The 15,011-nt window shown below is 64.0% G+C and carries 17 protein-coding genes; all 17 read left to right on the forward strand.

The window, feature by feature from the left end:
• The first annotated feature begins 99 nt into the window (after positions 1-99).
• The 17 genes from iscR to der all read left to right on the forward strand — a co-directional run bounded on the left by iscR (position 100) and on the right by der (position 14,959).
• On the forward strand, positions 100-588 hold the full coding sequence (gene iscR, locus N7650_RS03945) for a Fe-S cluster assembly transcriptional regulator IscR (RefSeq protein WP_009398503.1): 489 nt from the start codon (positions 100-102) through the stop codon (positions 586-588).
• A 43-nt stretch (positions 589-631) separates the two neighbouring features.
• The gene (locus N7650_RS03950; protein ID WP_009398505.1) at positions 632-1,846 is read left to right on the forward strand and encodes an IscS subfamily cysteine desulfurase; all 1,215 of its coding nucleotides are present in this window, start codon (positions 632-634) and stop codon (positions 1,844-1,846) included.
• Positions 1,847-1,892: 46 nt separating this feature from the next.
• Positions 1,893-2,279: a Fe-S cluster assembly scaffold IscU gene (gene iscU, locus N7650_RS03955; protein ID WP_003248539.1), complete on the forward strand. Its 387-nt coding sequence runs from the start codon at positions 1,893-1,895 to the stop codon at positions 2,277-2,279.
• Positions 2,280-2,307: 28 nt separating this feature from the next.
• Positions 2,308-2,631: an iron-sulfur cluster assembly protein IscA gene (gene iscA / locus N7650_RS03960; RefSeq protein WP_009398508.1), complete on the forward strand. Its 324-nt coding sequence runs from the start codon at positions 2,308-2,310 to the stop codon at positions 2,629-2,631.
• A gap of 8 nt (positions 2,632-2,639) precedes the next feature.
• On the forward strand, positions 2,640-3,161 hold the full coding sequence (hscB, locus tag N7650_RS03965) for a co-chaperone HscB (protein ID WP_009398509.1): 522 nt from the start codon (positions 2,640-2,642) through the stop codon (positions 3,159-3,161).
• Positions 3,162-3,203: 42 nt separating this feature from the next.
• Positions 3,204-5,069, forward strand: coding sequence for a Fe-S protein assembly chaperone HscA (gene hscA / locus N7650_RS03970; protein ID WP_279897177.1), 1,866 nt, complete (start codon positions 3,204-3,206; stop codon positions 5,067-5,069).
• A complete protein-coding gene (fdx, locus tag N7650_RS03975) occupies positions 5,069-5,410 on the forward strand; it encodes an ISC system 2Fe-2S type ferredoxin (protein ID WP_009398512.1) in 342 nt (113 codons plus the stop codon). The genes hscA and fdx overlap by 1 nt, the downstream gene beginning before the upstream one ends.
• A gap of 14 nt (positions 5,411-5,424) precedes the next feature.
• A complete protein-coding gene (gene iscX, locus N7650_RS03980) occupies positions 5,425-5,625 on the forward strand; it encodes a Fe-S cluster assembly protein IscX (protein WP_009398514.1) in 201 nt (66 codons plus the stop codon).
• A 91-nt stretch (positions 5,626-5,716) separates the two neighbouring features.
• Positions 5,717-6,142, forward strand: a complete 426-nt coding sequence (ndk, locus tag N7650_RS03985; protein ID WP_009398515.1) for a nucleoside-diphosphate kinase — start codon at positions 5,717-5,719, stop codon at positions 6,140-6,142.
• A 28-nt stretch (positions 6,143-6,170) separates the two neighbouring features.
• Positions 6,171-7,313 (forward strand): 23S rRNA (adenine(2503)-C(2))-methyltransferase RlmN, encoded by a 1,143-nt coding sequence (gene rlmN, locus N7650_RS03990; protein WP_009398518.1) that lies wholly within the window; start codon positions 6,171-6,173, stop codon positions 7,311-7,313.
• 13 nt (positions 7,314-7,326) lie between these two features.
• On the forward strand, positions 7,327-8,079 hold the full coding sequence (pilW, locus tag N7650_RS03995; RefSeq protein WP_009398521.1) for a type IV pilus biogenesis/stability protein PilW: 753 nt from the start codon (positions 7,327-7,329) through the stop codon (positions 8,077-8,079).
• Entirely contained in the window at positions 8,079-9,122 is a 1,044-nt protein-coding gene (locus N7650_RS04000; RefSeq protein WP_279897178.1) for a RodZ domain-containing protein, read from the forward strand. Before pilW ends, N7650_RS04000 begins: the two co-directional genes overlap by 1 nt.
• A gap of 3 nt (positions 9,123-9,125) precedes the next feature.
• On the forward strand, positions 9,126-10,235 hold the full coding sequence (gene ispG / locus N7650_RS04005; protein ID WP_009398523.1) for a flavodoxin-dependent (E)-4-hydroxy-3-methylbut-2-enyl-diphosphate synthase: 1,110 nt from the start codon (positions 9,126-9,128) through the stop codon (positions 10,233-10,235).
• Positions 10,236-10,263: 28 nt separating this feature from the next.
• Positions 10,264-11,553: a histidine--tRNA ligase gene (gene hisS, locus N7650_RS04010; protein WP_279897179.1), complete on the forward strand. Its 1,290-nt coding sequence runs from the start codon at positions 10,264-10,266 to the stop codon at positions 11,551-11,553.
• Between the two features lie 36 nt (positions 11,554-11,589).
• Positions 11,590-12,231 carry a YfgM family protein gene (locus N7650_RS04015; RefSeq protein ID WP_009398526.1) on the forward strand — a complete coding sequence of 214 codons (642 nt, stop codon included), beginning with the start codon at positions 11,590-11,592 and terminating at the stop codon, positions 12,229-12,231.
• A complete protein-coding gene (gene bamB, locus N7650_RS04020) occupies positions 12,224-13,375 on the forward strand; it encodes an outer membrane protein assembly factor BamB (RefSeq protein ID WP_279897180.1) in 1,152 nt (383 codons plus the stop codon). The genes N7650_RS04015 and bamB overlap by 8 nt, the downstream gene beginning before the upstream one ends.
• A gap of 117 nt (positions 13,376-13,492) precedes the next feature.
• Positions 13,493-14,959, forward strand: a complete 1,467-nt coding sequence (gene der / locus N7650_RS04025; protein ID WP_009398529.1) for a ribosome biogenesis GTPase Der — start codon at positions 13,493-13,495, stop codon at positions 14,957-14,959.
• Positions 14,960-15,011 lie beyond the last annotated feature (52 nt).

Consider the following 15,011-nt stretch of genomic DNA (forward strand, 5'->3'; position numbering starts at 1 on the left):
GCGCAATCCCGACTAAAGCACTAGGTCTTATAGTTGACTTAAATGCTCGGGAATCGCATACTCGCACACATCCCGTAACCCCCGTGGTATCAAATAGCCATGCGACTGACTACTAAAGGCCGATACGCCGTGACTGCCATGCTCGACCTGGCACTGCACGCGCAAAATGGGCCGGTCTCCCTGGCCGACATCTCCGAGCGCCAAGGCATTTCCCTTTCCTATCTGGAGCAGCTGTTCGCCAAGCTGCGCCGCAGCAACCTGGTTTCCAGCGTGCGCGGCCCGGGTGGCGGCTACCAGCTCTCGCGGGTGATGGAAAGCATCCAGGTGGCCCAGGTGATCGATGCGGTCAACGAATCGGTCGATGCCACCCGTTGCCAGGGGCTCGGCGATTGCCATGCCGGTGACACCTGCCTGACCCACCATCTGTGGTGTGATCTCAGTGCCCGGATCCATGAATTCCTCAGCGGAATCAGCCTGGCCGACCTCGTGACCCGCCGTGAAGTCCAGGAAGTCGCCCTGCGTCAGGACCAGCGCCGCGTCGCTGGCCGCGCCCCACTGGACAAGATTGAAACGTCCGCCGTCGATTGACCGTGTCGAACGAGCGACGTGCCTGCCTGATAGGAGATATTCAATGAAGTTGCCGATCTACCTCGATTATTCCGCGACCACTCCGGTCGACCCACGCGTCGCCCAGAAGATGAGCGAATGCCTGTTGGTCGACGGGAACTTCGGTAACCCGGCCTCGCGCTCCCACGTCTTCGGCTGGAAGGCTGAAGAAGCGGTCGAGAACGCGCGCCGCCAGGTGGCCGACCTGGTCAACGCCGATCCACGCGAAATCGTCTGGACCAGCGGTGCCACCGAATCCGACAACCTGGCGCTGAAGGGCGTTGCGCACTTCTACGGCTCCAAGGGCAAGCACATCATCACCTCCAAGATCGAGCACAAGGCGGTCCTGGACAGCACTCGCCAGCTCGAGCGCGAAGGCTTCGAAGTCACCTACCTGGAACCGGGCGAAGACGGCCTGATCACTCCGGCGCTGGTCGAAGCCGCGCTGCGTGAAGACACCATCCTGGTTTCGGTCATGCACGTGAACAACGAGATCGGCACCATCAACGACATCGCGGCCATCGGCGAGCTGACCCGCTCCCGCGGCGTGCTGTTCCATGTCGATGCGGCCCAGTCCACCGGCAAGGTCGAGATCGACCTGCAGAAGCTGAAAGTCGACCTGATGTCGTTCTCCGCCCACAAGACCTACGGCCCCAAAGGCATCGGCGCGCTGTACGTCAGCCGCAAGCCTCGCGTACGCCTGGAAGCGGCGATGCACGGCGGCGGTCACGAGCGCGGCATGCGCTCCGGCACCCTGGCTACCCACCAGATCGTCGGCATGGGCGAAGCCTTCGCGGTGGCGAAGGAACTGATGGCCAGCGAGAACGTGCGCATCAAGGCCCTGAGCGATCGCTTCTTCAAGCAGGTACAAGGCCTGGAAGAGCTGTACGTCAACGGCAGCCTGACTTCGCGTATCCCGCACAACCTGAACCTGAGCTTCAACTATGTCGAAGGCGAGTCGCTGATCATGGCGCTCAAGGACCTGGCCGTGTCGTCCGGTTCCGCCTGTACTTCGGCATCCCTCGAGCCGTCCTACGTCCTGCGCGCCCTGGGCCGCAACGACGAGCTGGCGCACAGCTCGATCCGTTTCACCTTCGGCCGCTTCACCACCGAAGAAGAAATCGACTACGCCGCGCAGAAAGTCTGCGAGGCCGTTACCAAGCTGCGCGAATTGTCGCCGCTGTGGGACATGTACAAAGACGGCGTCGACATCTCCAAGATCGAGTGGGCTGCGCACTAAGTAGTCGCCAGCAAGAGCGGCTCCCTGATGAGGAAGGAATTGCACCATGGCATACAGTGAAAAGGTCATCGACCACTACGAAAACCCGCGTAACGTCGGCAAGATGAACGCCGAGGATCCGGATGTCGGCACCGGCATGGTCGGCGCTCCGGCGTGCGGCGACGTGATGCGCCTGCAGATCAAGGTCAACGAGCAGGGCGTCATCGAAGACGCCAAGTTCAAGACCTACGGCTGCGGTTCGGCCATCGCTTCCAGCTCCCTCGCCACCGAGTGGATGAAGGGCAAGACCCTGGACGAAGCCGAAACCATCAAGAACACCCAGCTGGCCGAAGAACTGGCCCTGCCGCCGGTGAAGATCCACTGCTCGGTACTCGCCGAGGACGCCATCAAGGCGGCCGTTCGCGATTACAAGCAGAAGAAAGGTTTGATCTAACCCGCCTGTTGCAGGTCAAGGAGTCCCGATGGCTATCAGCATGACAGAAGCCGCCGCCAACCATGTGCGGCGCTCCCTCGAAGGACGCGGCAAAGGTGACGGCATTCGCCTGGGCGTCCGTACTACCGGCTGCTCCGGTCTGGCCTACGTGCTGGAATTCGTCGACGAGCCGAATGCCGAAGACCAGGTCTTCGAAAGCCACGGCATGAAGGTCATCATCGACCCGAAAAGCCTGGTCTACCTCGACGGCACCGAGCTGGACTTCGTCAAGGAAGGGTTGAACGAAGGCTTCAAGTTCAACAACCCCAACGTGCGCGGTGAGTGTGGCTGCGGCGAAAGCTTCAACGTTTGAGGCTGCGCGTGGGTACTCCTTGTCATTTCGCCCTGTTTGACCTGCAACCGGACTTCCGTCTGGACCTGGACCAGCTGGCCACTCGCTACCGCGAGCTGGCCCGCGCGGTGCATCCGGACCGCTTCGCCGACGCCAGCGAGCGCGAACAGCGCCTGGCGCTGGAGCGTTCCGCCGGCCTCAACGAGGCCTACCAGACCCTCAAGAGCGCGCCCCGTCGGGCGCGTTACCTGTTGGCGATCAGCGGTCACGAAGTGCCGCAGGAAGTCACGGTCCACGATCCCGAGTTTCTCTTCCAGCAGATGCAATGGCGCGAAGAGCTCGAGGATCTCCAGGACAGTGCCGACCTCGACGGTGTCGCCGCCTTCAAGCGTCGCCTGAAGGTCGCCCAGGAAGCCCTCAACGAGGAGTTCGCCGCGTGCTGGAACGATGCCGCGCAGCGTGACCAGGCCGAGCGCCTGATGCGCCGCATGCAGTTCCTCGACAAGCTCGCCTATGAAGTGCGCCAGCTGGAAGAGCGCCTCGACGATTAACCCGGTGTCGCCGCTGGCGGCACCTTTGGTATTCAGATAAGCATGGCCCTACTGCAGATCGCCGAACCCGGTCAGAGCCCTCAACCCCACCAGCGTCGCCTGGCCGTGGGTATCGACCTTGGCACCACCAACTCGCTGGTCGCTGCCCTGCGCAGTGGTCTTTCCGCTCCGTTGCCCGATGCCGAAGGCCGGGTGATCCTGCCGTCCGCGGTGCGCTACCACGCCGATCACATCGATGTCGGCCACAGCGCCCGCGATGCGGCGTCGGCCGATCCGCTGAACACCATCCTTTCGGTCAAGCGCCTGATGGGGCGTGGCCTGGCGGACGTCAAGCAACTGGGCGAGCAACTGCCGTACCGCTTCGTTGGCGGCGAGTCGCACATGCCGTTCATCGAGACTGTCCAGGGGCCGAAGAGCCCGGTGGAAGTCTCGGCCGACATCCTCAAGGTACTGCGCCAGCGTGCCGAAGCGACCCTCGGCGGCGAGTTGGTCGGTGCAGTGATCACCGTGCCGGCCTATTTCGACGACGCCCAGCGCCAAGCCACCAAGGACGCCGCGCGCCTGGCCGGGTTGAACGTGCTGCGCCTGCTCAACGAGCCCACCGCTGCGGCCGTGGCCTATGGCCTGGACCAGAACGCCGAAGGCGTGGTGGCCATCTACGACCTGGGCGGCGGCACCTTCGATATTTCCATCCTGCGCCTGACTGGCGGGGTCTTCGAAGTGCTGGCCACCGGTGGCGATACTGCTCTGGGCGGCGATGACTTCGACTACGCCATCGCCACCTGGATCATGGAATCCGCTGGCCTGTCCTCCGATCTCGACCCGAGCGCCCAGCGCCGCCTCCTGGAGACCGCCTGCGCGGCCAAGGAAGCGCTGACCGACGCCGAAGCCGTCACCGTCAGCTACGGCGACTGGCAGGCCGAGCTGACCCGCGCCGCCTTCGATGCGCTGATCGAGCCGATGATCGCCCGCAGCCTCAAGGCCTGCCGCCGCGCGGTGCGCGACAGCGGTGTCGAGCTGGAAGAGGTCAGTGCCGTGGTCATGGTCGGTGGTTCGACCCGTGTCCCGCGCGTGCGCAGCGCCGTTGGCGAGCTGTTCGGCCGCCAGCCGCTGACCGATATCGACCCGGACCAGGTGGTTGCCATCGGCGCCGCGATCCAGGCCGACACCCTGGCCGGCAACCAGCGTGATGGCGGCGAACTGCTGTTGCTGGACGTGATTCCGCTGTCGCTGGGGCTGGAGACCATGGGCGGGCTGATGGAGAAGGTGATTCCGCGCAACACCACCATCCCGGTTGCCCGTGCCCAGGAGTTCACCACCTACAAGGACGGCCAGTCGGCAATGATGATCCACGTGCTCCAGGGTGAGCGCGAGCTGATCAGCGACTGCCGTTCCCTGGCGCGCTTCGAATTGCGCGGCATCCCGGCCATGGTCGCCGGCGCGGCGAAGATCCGCGTGACCTTCCAGGTCGATGCCGATGGCCTGCTCAGCGTTTCGGCGCGGGAGCTGGGTTCGGGCGTGGAATCGAGCATCCAGGTCAAGCCGTCGTACGGCCTGACCGATGGCGAGATCGCCCGCATGCTCAAGGACTCTTTCGAGCACGCCGGCAACGACAAGGCCGCACGGCAGTTGCGCGAGCACCAGGTGGATGCCGAACGCCTGCTCGAAGCGGTGCAGGGCGCCCTCGACGCCGACGGCGAGCGCCTGCTGGACGCCGAAGAGCGCGCTGCGATCGAACAACAGATGCAAGACTTGCGTGATTTGATGAACGGCACCGATGGCGCGGCCATCGAGCAGCAGACCAAGCGTCTGTCGCAGGTGACCGATGCCTTTGCCGCCCGGCGTCTTGATTCGACGGTCAAAGCCGCACTGGCCGGGCGCAACCTGAATGAGATCGAGGATAACTGATGCCGCAGGTTACATTTCTGCCCCACGAGAAGTTCTGCCCGGATGGCCTGACCGTCGAGGCGGCGCCGGGGACGTCCATTCTCGAACTGGCCCATGACCATCACATCGAGATCGAAAGCGCCTGCGGCGGCGTGTGCGCCTGCACCACCTGCCACTGCATCGTGCGCAAGGGCTTCGACTCGGTCGAGGAAGCCGACGAGCTGGAAGAAGACATGCTGGACAAGGCCTGGGGCCTGGAAGCGCAGTCGCGCCTGGCCTGCCAGGTCAAGGTCGGTGACCAGGACCTGACCATCGAGATTCCCAAGTATTCGCTCAACCACGCCGCCGAAGCGCCGCATTGATCCTGGAGCCCGACATGAGCCTGAAATGGATTGATGTACTTGAAATCGCCATCCAGCTTGCCGAAAGCAAGCCGGAAGTCGATCCTCGTTACGTGAATTTCGTCGATCTGCACCGCTGGGTGCTGGCATTGCCAGACTTCAACGACGATCCGGCACGCGGTGGCGAGAAGGTCCTGGAAGCCATCCAGGCCGCCTGGATCGAAGAAGCCGACTGAGCGCACTCGGCAGGTTAGGCAATCCCCCTGAACCCGCGTATAATTCGCGGGTTTAATTTTTCGCATCACTTACTGTTTCTGGAGTTACACCATGGCTGTTCAACGTACTTTCTCGATCATCAAGCCTGACGCCGTTGCCAAGAACGTGATCGGCAAGATCACCACCCGCTTCGAAGACGCCGGCCTGAAAATCGTCGCCTCGAAAATCAAGCAACTGTCCAAGGCCGAGGCCGAAGGCTTCTACGCCGAGCACAAGGAGCGCGGTTTCTTCGGTGACCTGGTTGCCTTCATGACTTCCGGTCCGGTCGTTGTCCAGGTTCTGGAAGGCGAGAACGCCATCGCTCGCAACCGTGAGCTGATGGGCGCTACCAACCCTAAAGAAGCTGCTCCAGGCACCATCCGCGCCGACTTCGCCGAGTCCATCGACGCCAACGCCGTCCACGGTTCGGACTCCGAAGCCGCTGCCGCTCGCGAAATCGCCTACTTCTTCGCAGCTACCGAGGTAACCACTCGCTAAGCCAAGGCTTTCGGGTGAGGGTGAATCCATGACGACATCTACTGGCAAGACTAACCTGTTGGGGCTGACCCAGCCGGAAATGGAAAAGTTCTTCGACTCGATAGGGGAGAAGCGCTTCCGTGCCGGTCAGGTAATGAAGTGGATTCACCACTTTGGCGTCGATGATTTCGACGCCATGACCAACGTCGGCAAGGCGTTGCGCGAAAAGCTCAAGAACTGCGCCGAGATCCGCGGGCCCGAAGTGGTCAGCGAGGACATCTCCGCGGACGGTACCCGCAAATGGGTCGTGCGCGTGGCCTCCGGCAGTTGCGTCGAAACCGTCTACATCCCCCAGGGCAAGCGCGGTACGTTGTGCGTATCGTCCCAGGCCGGTTGCGCCCTGGACTGCAGTTTCTGCTCCACCGGCAAGCAAGGATTCAACAGCAACCTCACCGCCGCCGAAGTCATCGGCCAGGTGTGGATTGCCAACAAGTCGTTCGGCTCCGTACCGGCCACCATCGACCGCGCCATCACCAACGTGGTGATGATGGGCATGGGCGAGCCGCTGCTGAACTTCGACAACGTGGTCGCCGCCATGCACCTGATGATGGACGACCTCGGCTATGGCATCTCCAAGCGCCGGGTGACCCTGTCCACCTCCGGCGTGGTGCCGATGATCGATGAGCTGGCCAAGCACATCGACGTCTCCCTGGCCCTCTCGCTGCACGCGCCGAACGACGCGCTGCGCAACGAACTGGTGCCGATCAACAAGAAGTACCCGCTCAAGGTCGTCCTCGACTCCTGCATGCGCTACATGTCGGAACTCGGCGAGAAGCGCGTGCTGACCATCGAGTACACCCTGCTCAAGGACGTCAACGACCAGCTCGAACATGCGAAGGAAATGGCCGAACTGTTGAAGGACGTTCCGTGCAAGATCAACCTGATCCCGTTCAACCCGTTCCCGCATTCCGGTTACGAGCGGCCGAGCAACAATGCGATCCGCCGTTTCCAGGACTACATGCACAACGCCGGCTACAACGTGACCGTGCGCACCACCCGCGGCGAGGACATCGACGCCGCGTGCGGTCAGCTGGTCGGCCAGGTAATGGACCGTACCCGTCGCAGTGAGCGCTACATCGCCGTGCGGCAACTGAACGCCGACGCCGATTCCAGCGGCGTGGCGGGCAACTGAGACGAGGGCGGCCATGACCCTGCGCGCCGCGCTGCCGCTTGTTCTGCTGACGACGCTGCTGAGCGGCTGCGTCAGCTACGGCGGTCCCGGCCCGCAGGCAAGGCGCGACGAGGCCCGCCAGGCCTACGTGCAGTTGGGGTTGGGTTATCTGCAGCAAGGCTATACCGAGCGCGCCAAGGTTCCCTTGAAACAGGCCCTCGACCTGGGCGGCAACGACGCCGAGGTCAATGCGGCCCTGGCCCTGGTGTTCCAGCGTGAAGGCGAAACCGGGCTGGCCGACCGGCACTTCCGCCAGGCCCTGTCGGCCAGCCCCCACGATGCGCGAATCCGTAACAACTACGGCAGTTTTCTCTACGCCCAGGGGCAATATGCCAAGGCGCAGCAGATGTTTCGCCAGGCTTCGGCCGATACCCTGTATCCTGAGCGGTCCCGGGTGTTCGAGAACCTCGGGCTGACGGCCCTGCGCATGGGCCAGCGCGACCAGGCGCGGGAATACCTGGAAAAGGCTTTGCGTCTCAACCGCCAGCAGCCGCGTGCATTGCTGGAAATGGCTGAGATGTCTTACGAAGACAGGCATTATGTGCCAGCTCGCGAGTTCTACGACCGGCACAGCCGGCTGAGTGAACCGAGCGCCCGCAGCCTGTTGCTCGGCAATCGCCTGGCGACCGTCTTCGATGAACGAAACAAGGCCGCCGAACTGGGCCTGCAATTACAACGACTTTATCCCGGTACGCCGGAATATCAGCAATACCTGTCGGAGCAATGATGAAAGCGGCGCATCCCGAAGCAGCAGCAGCGACTCGCGAAAATCCCGGTGAGACCCTGCGCCAGGCCCGTGAAAGCCGGGGCTGGTCGCAGGCCGAAGTGGCCCGCAAGCTCAACCTGACCGTGAGTTCCCTGAACAACCTCGAGGCCGGCGCCTTCGACAAGCTGCCGGGGCATACCTTCGCCCGCGGCTATATCCGCGCCTACGCCAAACTGCTCGACATGGACCAGGCCGCCCTGGTCCAGGCCTTCGACCTGTGCACCGGCACCCATGCCCAGGGCAGCGACGTGCACGCCCTCGGGCGCATCGAGGAGCCGGTGCGCCTGTCCCACAACATCCTGCGCATCGTCAGCCTGCTGTTGCTGGTGGTGGTCATTGGCGGTGGTTTCGTCTGGTGGAAAGACCAGAGCGCGAACGCCACCAGGGACCTGTTCAGCGCCGCGCCGGAACACATTGAAGTGGAAAGCGCCGACGGCACTACCCAGATTCACCCGCTGGACGAGCCTGAAGACCAGGCCGTGACCGAGGCGCAGCAGCCTGAAACCGTTGCTCCGGTCACCGAGCCAGCGCCGGCAGGCGAAACCGCATCGCAAGCCCCGGCGGCGCCGGTGACCAGCACGCCAGCCGCAACCGCCGCGCCGGCCGCTCCGGCAGCCGCCACTGCGCCGGCCGCCCATGCTGCGGCCACCCCGGCACCGGCCACGCCTGTCGCTCCGGCGGCAACCGTACCCGCGCCCGCCGTGCCGGCCACTCCAGCACCTGCCACTCCCGCACCTGCCGTACCGGCAGCACCTGTTGCAGGCAACGGCCAGGTCAGCATCCAGTTCACCGCCGATTGCTGGACCTCGGTTACCGACGGCAACGGCAAGCTCCTCTACAGCGGTATTAAGCGCAAGGGCGAAAACCTCGAGCTCGCTGGCAAGCCGCCGTTCGCCGTGCGCCTGGGCGTGGCCCGCGGTGCGCAGGTCAGCTACAACGGCCAGGCCGTCGATATCGCACCGTTCACCAGTGGCGAGACCGCTCGCCTGAAGTTGGGGCAGTAACTCATGCACGGCGAATCTCCGATCAAGCGTCGCGAATCCCGGAAAATCTGGGTGGGTAACGTACCTGTCGGCGGCGATGCTCCCATCGCCGTCCAGAGCATGACCAACACCGACACCAACGATGTCGCCGCCACCGTGGCGCAGATCAACCGGTTGATCGATGCCGGCGTGGACATTGTCCGCGTCTCGGTCCCGGACATGGACGCCGCCGAGGCCTTCGGTCGCATCAAGCAGCAGGTCAGCGTGCCGCTGGTCGCCGATATCCACTTCGACTACCGCATCGCCCTGCGCGTCGCCGAACTGGGCGTCGATTGCCTGCGCATCAATCCGGGCAACATCGGCCGCGAAGACCGTGTGCGCGCGGTGGTCGATGCCGCCCGCGACCGTGGCATCCCGATCCGCATCGGCGTCAACGCAGGCTCGCTGGAAAAGGACCTGCAGAAGAAGTACGGCGAACCGACCCCGGCCGCGCTGGTGGAGTCGGCGCTGCGTCACGTGGAGCACCTCGATCGTCTTGATTTCCAGGACTTCAAGGTCAGCGTGAAGGCCTCCGACGTGTTCATGGCCGTCGAAGCCTACCGGCTGCTGGCCAAGCAGATTGTCCAGCCCTTGCACCTGGGTATCACCGAAGCCGGCGGCCTGCGTTCGGGCACGGTGAAATCGGCGGTCGGCCTCGGTATGCTGCTCGCCGACGGGATTGGCGATACTATCCGCATCTCGCTGGCGGCCGACCCGGTCGAGGAAGTGAAGGTCGGCTACGACATCCTCAAGTCGCTGCACCTGCGTTCCCGCGGCATCAACTTCATCGCCTGCCCGAGCTGCTCGCGGCAGAACTTCGATGTGGTCAAGACCATGAACGAGCTGGAAGGCCGTCTGGAAGACCTGCTGGTGCCCATGGATGTCGCGGTGATCGGCTGCGTGGTCAACGGCCCTGGCGAAGCCAAGGAAGCCCATGTCGGCCTGACCGGCGGCACGCCGAACCTGGTCTACATCGACGGCAAGCCGGCACAGAAGCTGACCAATGACAACCTGGTGGACGACCTCGAGAGGCTCATCCGCCAGAAAGCGGCCGAGAAGGCCGAGGCCGACGCGGCACTGATTGCCCGCGGTTGACCGCTACAGATTTCGTTAAGGACCTTTCGTGAGCAAATCGCTGCAAGCCATCCGTGGCATGAACGACATCCTGCCCGAGCAGACGCCCCTGTGGCGCTACTTCGAAAGCACCGTGGCGGGCCTGCTGGACACCTATGGCTACCGCCAGATCCGCATGCCGATCGTCGAATTCACCGAGCTGTTCAAGCGCTCCATCGGTGAAGTGACCGACATCGTCGAAAAAGAGATGTACACCTTCACCGACCGCAACGGCGACTCCCTGACCCTGCGCCCGGAAGGCACCGCGTCCTGCGTGCGTGCGGTGCTGGAGCACGGCATCAGCGGCAACGGCGAAGTGCAGAAACTCTGGTACATCGGCCAGATGTTCCGCCACGAGCGCCCGCAGAAAGGCCGTTATCGCCAGTTCAACCAGATCGGCATCGAGGTGTTCAACCTCGAGGGGCCGGACATCGATGCCGAGCTGATCGCCCTGACCTGGCGCCTGTGGGGCCTGCTGGGCCTGCGCGACGCCGTCACCCTGGAGCTGAACAGCCTGGGTACCAGCGAGGCCCGGGCCCGCTACCGCGACGCCCTGGTGGAGTTCCTGTCCGCCCGCCTTGACCAACTGGACGAAGACAGCCAGCGCCGCCTGAAGAGCAACCCGCTGCGCATCCTCGACAGCAAGGACGCCGGCACCCAGGCCGCCCTGGTCGGCGCGCCGAAGCTGGAAGACTACCTGGACGAAGCGTCCCGCGTGCACTTCGAAGGCCTCAAGGCCCGCCTCGATGCCGCCGGCATTCCGTACGTGATCAACACCAAGCTGGTGCGCGGCCTCGACTACTACAGCAAGACCGTGTTCGAGTGGGTCACCGACAAGCTCGGCGCCCAGGGCACCGTCTGCGCCGGTGGCCGCTACGACGGCCTGGTCGAGCAGATGGGCGGCAAGCCGACCCCGGGCGTCGGTTTTGCCATGGGCATCGAGCGCCTGATCCTGCTGCTGGAAACCCTCGAACTGGTGCCGGAATCGATTTCCCGCCAGATCGACGTCTATCTCTGCGCCTTCGGTGACGCCGCCGAGCTGGCCGGCCTGCAACTGAGCGAGCGCCTGCGCGACCGCCTGCCGGGGCTGCGCCTGCAGGTCAATGCCGGTGGCGGCAGTTTCAAGAGCCAGTTCAAGAAGGCCGACAAGAGCAATGCCCTGTACGCCCTGATCCTCGGAGAGGACGAACTGGCGCAACAAGTGGTAGGTTTCAAACCCCTGCGTGGTCAGGGTGAACAACAAAACATTGCCTGGGATGCTCTGGCCGAGCACCTGGAAGCTTCCCTCGCGCAGGCGTAAGCGCCCACTGACCGAATTGTCGAAAGGAGTATTGGGGTGTCGAGTACCGATGATGAACAACTGGCCGCGTTCAAGGACTGGTGGGAGCGTAACGGCAAGCCACTGGTAACTGGCGGTCTGCTGGCCTTGGTGGCGGTGTTTGGCTGGCAGGCCTGGCACAAGTACCAGAACAACCAGTCGCAAGGCGCCTCGAACCTTTACCAGGCTCTGCTGGAAACCACCCTGACGCCGACCGGCACGCCGGACACGGCCAAGGTCGCCGAGCTGTCGGGCAAGCTGAAAAGCGAGTTCGGTGGAACCGCCTACGCCCAGTACGGCAGCCTGTTCGTCGCCAAGGTAGCGGTGGACAGCGGCAAGCTGGACGACGCTGCCGCCGAGCTGAAGAGCATCTACGACAAGCCGGCCGACGCGACCCTTGGCGAGATTTCCCGCCAGCGCCTGGCGCGCGTGCTGGGTGCGCAGAACAAGGCCGAGGAGGCCCTGAAACTGCTCGACGGCGACGCCGACAAGGCGTTCGTTGCCACCCGCGAGGAGCTCAAGGGCGACCTGCTGGTGCAACTGGGCCGTGCCGACGAGGCGCATGCTGCATATGAAAAGGCCAAGGCCGCGCTGTCGGATGACGACGCGGTAGGTGGCCTGCAACTCAAGCTCGACGACCTGGCCAAAGGGGATGCGTGACGTGATCGGTTGGAAACATGCAGCAGTGCTGACCCTGGCCATCCTGGCCGCGGGTTGCAGCAGCAACAGCAAGAAGGAACTGCCTCCGGCCGAGCTGACCAAGTTCACCGAAGAGGTGGTCTTGCAGAAGCAGTGGAGCCGCTCGATCGGTGACGGTCAGGGCGAAACTTACAACATGCTGGTTCCGGCCATCGAGAACGACCGCATCTACGCGTCCGACGTGACCGGCGTGGTCATGTCGCTCAATCGCATGAACGGCGACGTGATCTGGAAGAAGGACCTGGAAAAACCGGTCTCCGGCGCCGTCGGCGTGGGCTACGGCATGGTCCTGCTGGGCACCCTCAAGGGCGAGGTGATCGCCCTCGACTCCAGCACCGGCGAGCAGAAATGGACTGCCCGGGTGACCAGCGAAGTGCTGGCCCCGCCGGCCACCAACGGTGACGTGGTGGTCGTGCAGACCCAGGACGACCGCCTGATCGGCCTCGACGCCGCCACTGGCGACCGTCGCTGGATCTACGACAGCACGCCTGCGGTCCTGACCCTGCGCGGTACCGGTGCGCCGATCGTGACCAACCGCCTGGCGGTGGCCGGCCTGTCCAGCGGCAAGGTAATCGCCCTGGACACCAGCAACGGCGTACCTGTGTGGGAGCAACGCGTTGCCATCCCGCAGGGTCGTTCGGAGCTGGACCGCGTGGTCGACATCGACGGCGGCCTGCTGCTGTCCGGCGGCACCCTGTACGTCGCCACCTACCAGGGCCGCGTCGCCGGCCTGGACCTGGAGTCCGGCCGGGTGCTGTGGCAGCGTGATGCCTCCAGCTACACCGGTGTGGCCCAGGGCTTCGGCAACGTCTACGTGAGCGAGGCCTCGGGCACCGTCGAAGGCATCGACGAGCGTTCGTCCTCGGCACTGTGGAGCAACGACCAGATGGCCCGCCGTCAACTGTCGGCGCCGGAAGTCTTCTCCAGCTACGTGGCGGTCGGTGACTTCGAAGGCTACCTGCACCTGCTCAGCCAGGTGGACGGTCGTTTCGTCGGTCGCGAGTGCATCGACAGCGATGGCCTGCGTGCCCGTCCGCTGGTCGAAGGCAACATGATCTACGTGTTTGGCAACAGCGGTACGCTCGAGGCGCTGACCATCAAGTAAGTCTATGCTTGGGGCTTTCGGGCCCCGGGCCGCGACGTCGAGAGACGTTGCCCGCAACTTCGGCCGCTGCCTCGCAGCGGCCTTTGTATTTCTTGAATTTACCCAATGGAGAGCCGCATGGTTCCCGTAATCGCCCTGGTGGGTCGCCCGAACGTCGGCAAGTCCACCATGTTCAACCGCCTGACCAAGACTCGCGACGCCATCGTCGGCGACCTCTCGGGCCTGACCCGCGACCGCCAGTACGGCGAAGCGCGCTGGCAGGGCCGTTCCTACATCCTGATCGACACCGGCGGTATCACCGGTGACGAGGCGGGCATGGACGAGAAAATGGCCGAGCAGTCGCTCATGGCCATCGAAGAAGCCGACTATGTGCTGTTCCTGGTCGATGCCCGTGCCGGCCTGACCGCCGCCGACCAGATGATTGCCGAGCACCTGCGCAAGCGGAACAAGCAGTCGTTCCTGGTGGCGAACAAGATCGACAACATCGATCCGGACACCGCCCGCGCCGAATTCGCCCCCATGGGCATGGGCAACGCCATTCCGGTTGCCGGTTCGCAAGGCCGCGGCATCAATGCCCTGATGGAGACGGTGCTCGGTGACGTGCCGCGCGACCAGGAAGAAGAGTCCCTCGACGAGAACGTCGCCGAAGGCGAGGAAGCCACGCGCATTCCCGGCCCGAGCGAGAAGGACGGCATCAAGATCGCCATCATCGGTCGGCCCAACGTCGGCAAGTCGACCCTGGTCAACCGCATGCTCGGCGAAGAGCGCGTGGTGGTCTACGACCAGCCCGGCACCACCCGCGACAGTATCTACATTCCCTTCGAGCGCAATGAAGAGAAGTACACCCTGATCGACACCGCCGGCGTGCGCAAGCGCGGCAAGATCCACGAGGAAGTCGAAAAGTTCTCGGTGGTGAAGACGCTCCAGGCGATCAAGGACGCCAACGTGGTGATCTTCGTCATGGATGCCCGGGAAGGCGTGGTCGATCATGACCTCAACCTGCTGGGCTTCGCACTGGAAGCCGGTCGCGCCATCGTCATCGCCCTGAACAAGTGGGACGGCATGCAGCCGAGCGAGCGCGACTACGTGAAGACCGAGCTGGAACGCCGGCTGTTCTTCGTCGACTTCGCCGACATCCACTTCATTTCGGCGCTGCACGGCACCGGCGTGGGCAACCTGTACCAGTCGGTGCAGAACTCCTTCAAGTCGGCGGTCACTCGCTGGCCCACCAGCCGCCTGACCCAGATCCTCGAAGACGCGGTCAGCGAGCACCAGCCGCCGATGGTCAACGGCCGTCGCATCAAGCTGCGCTACGCCCACCTTGGTGGCGCCAACCCGCCGATCATCGTGATTCACGGCAACCAGGTGGAGAAGGTACCGCGCTCGTACTCGCGTTACCTGGAAAACACCTACCGCCGCGTGCTCAAGCTGGTCGGTACGCCGATCCGCATCGAGTACAAGGGCAGCGACAACCCGTTCGAGGGTAACAAGAACACCCTCACCGACCGCCAGGTCAACAAGAAGCGCCGGTTGATGTCGCACCACAAGAAGGCCGAGAAGAAGCGCAAGGACAAGCGCAAGTAATCTCGCGGCGGCGCGGGCTTGCACCCGCGCCGCCGGCCTTGTGTTTCAACCT

Source organism: Pseudomonas sp. GD04058 (assembly GCF_029836855.1).
GTDB classification, from domain to species: domain Bacteria; phylum Pseudomonadota; class Gammaproteobacteria; order Pseudomonadales; family Pseudomonadaceae; genus Aquipseudomonas; species Aquipseudomonas bharatica.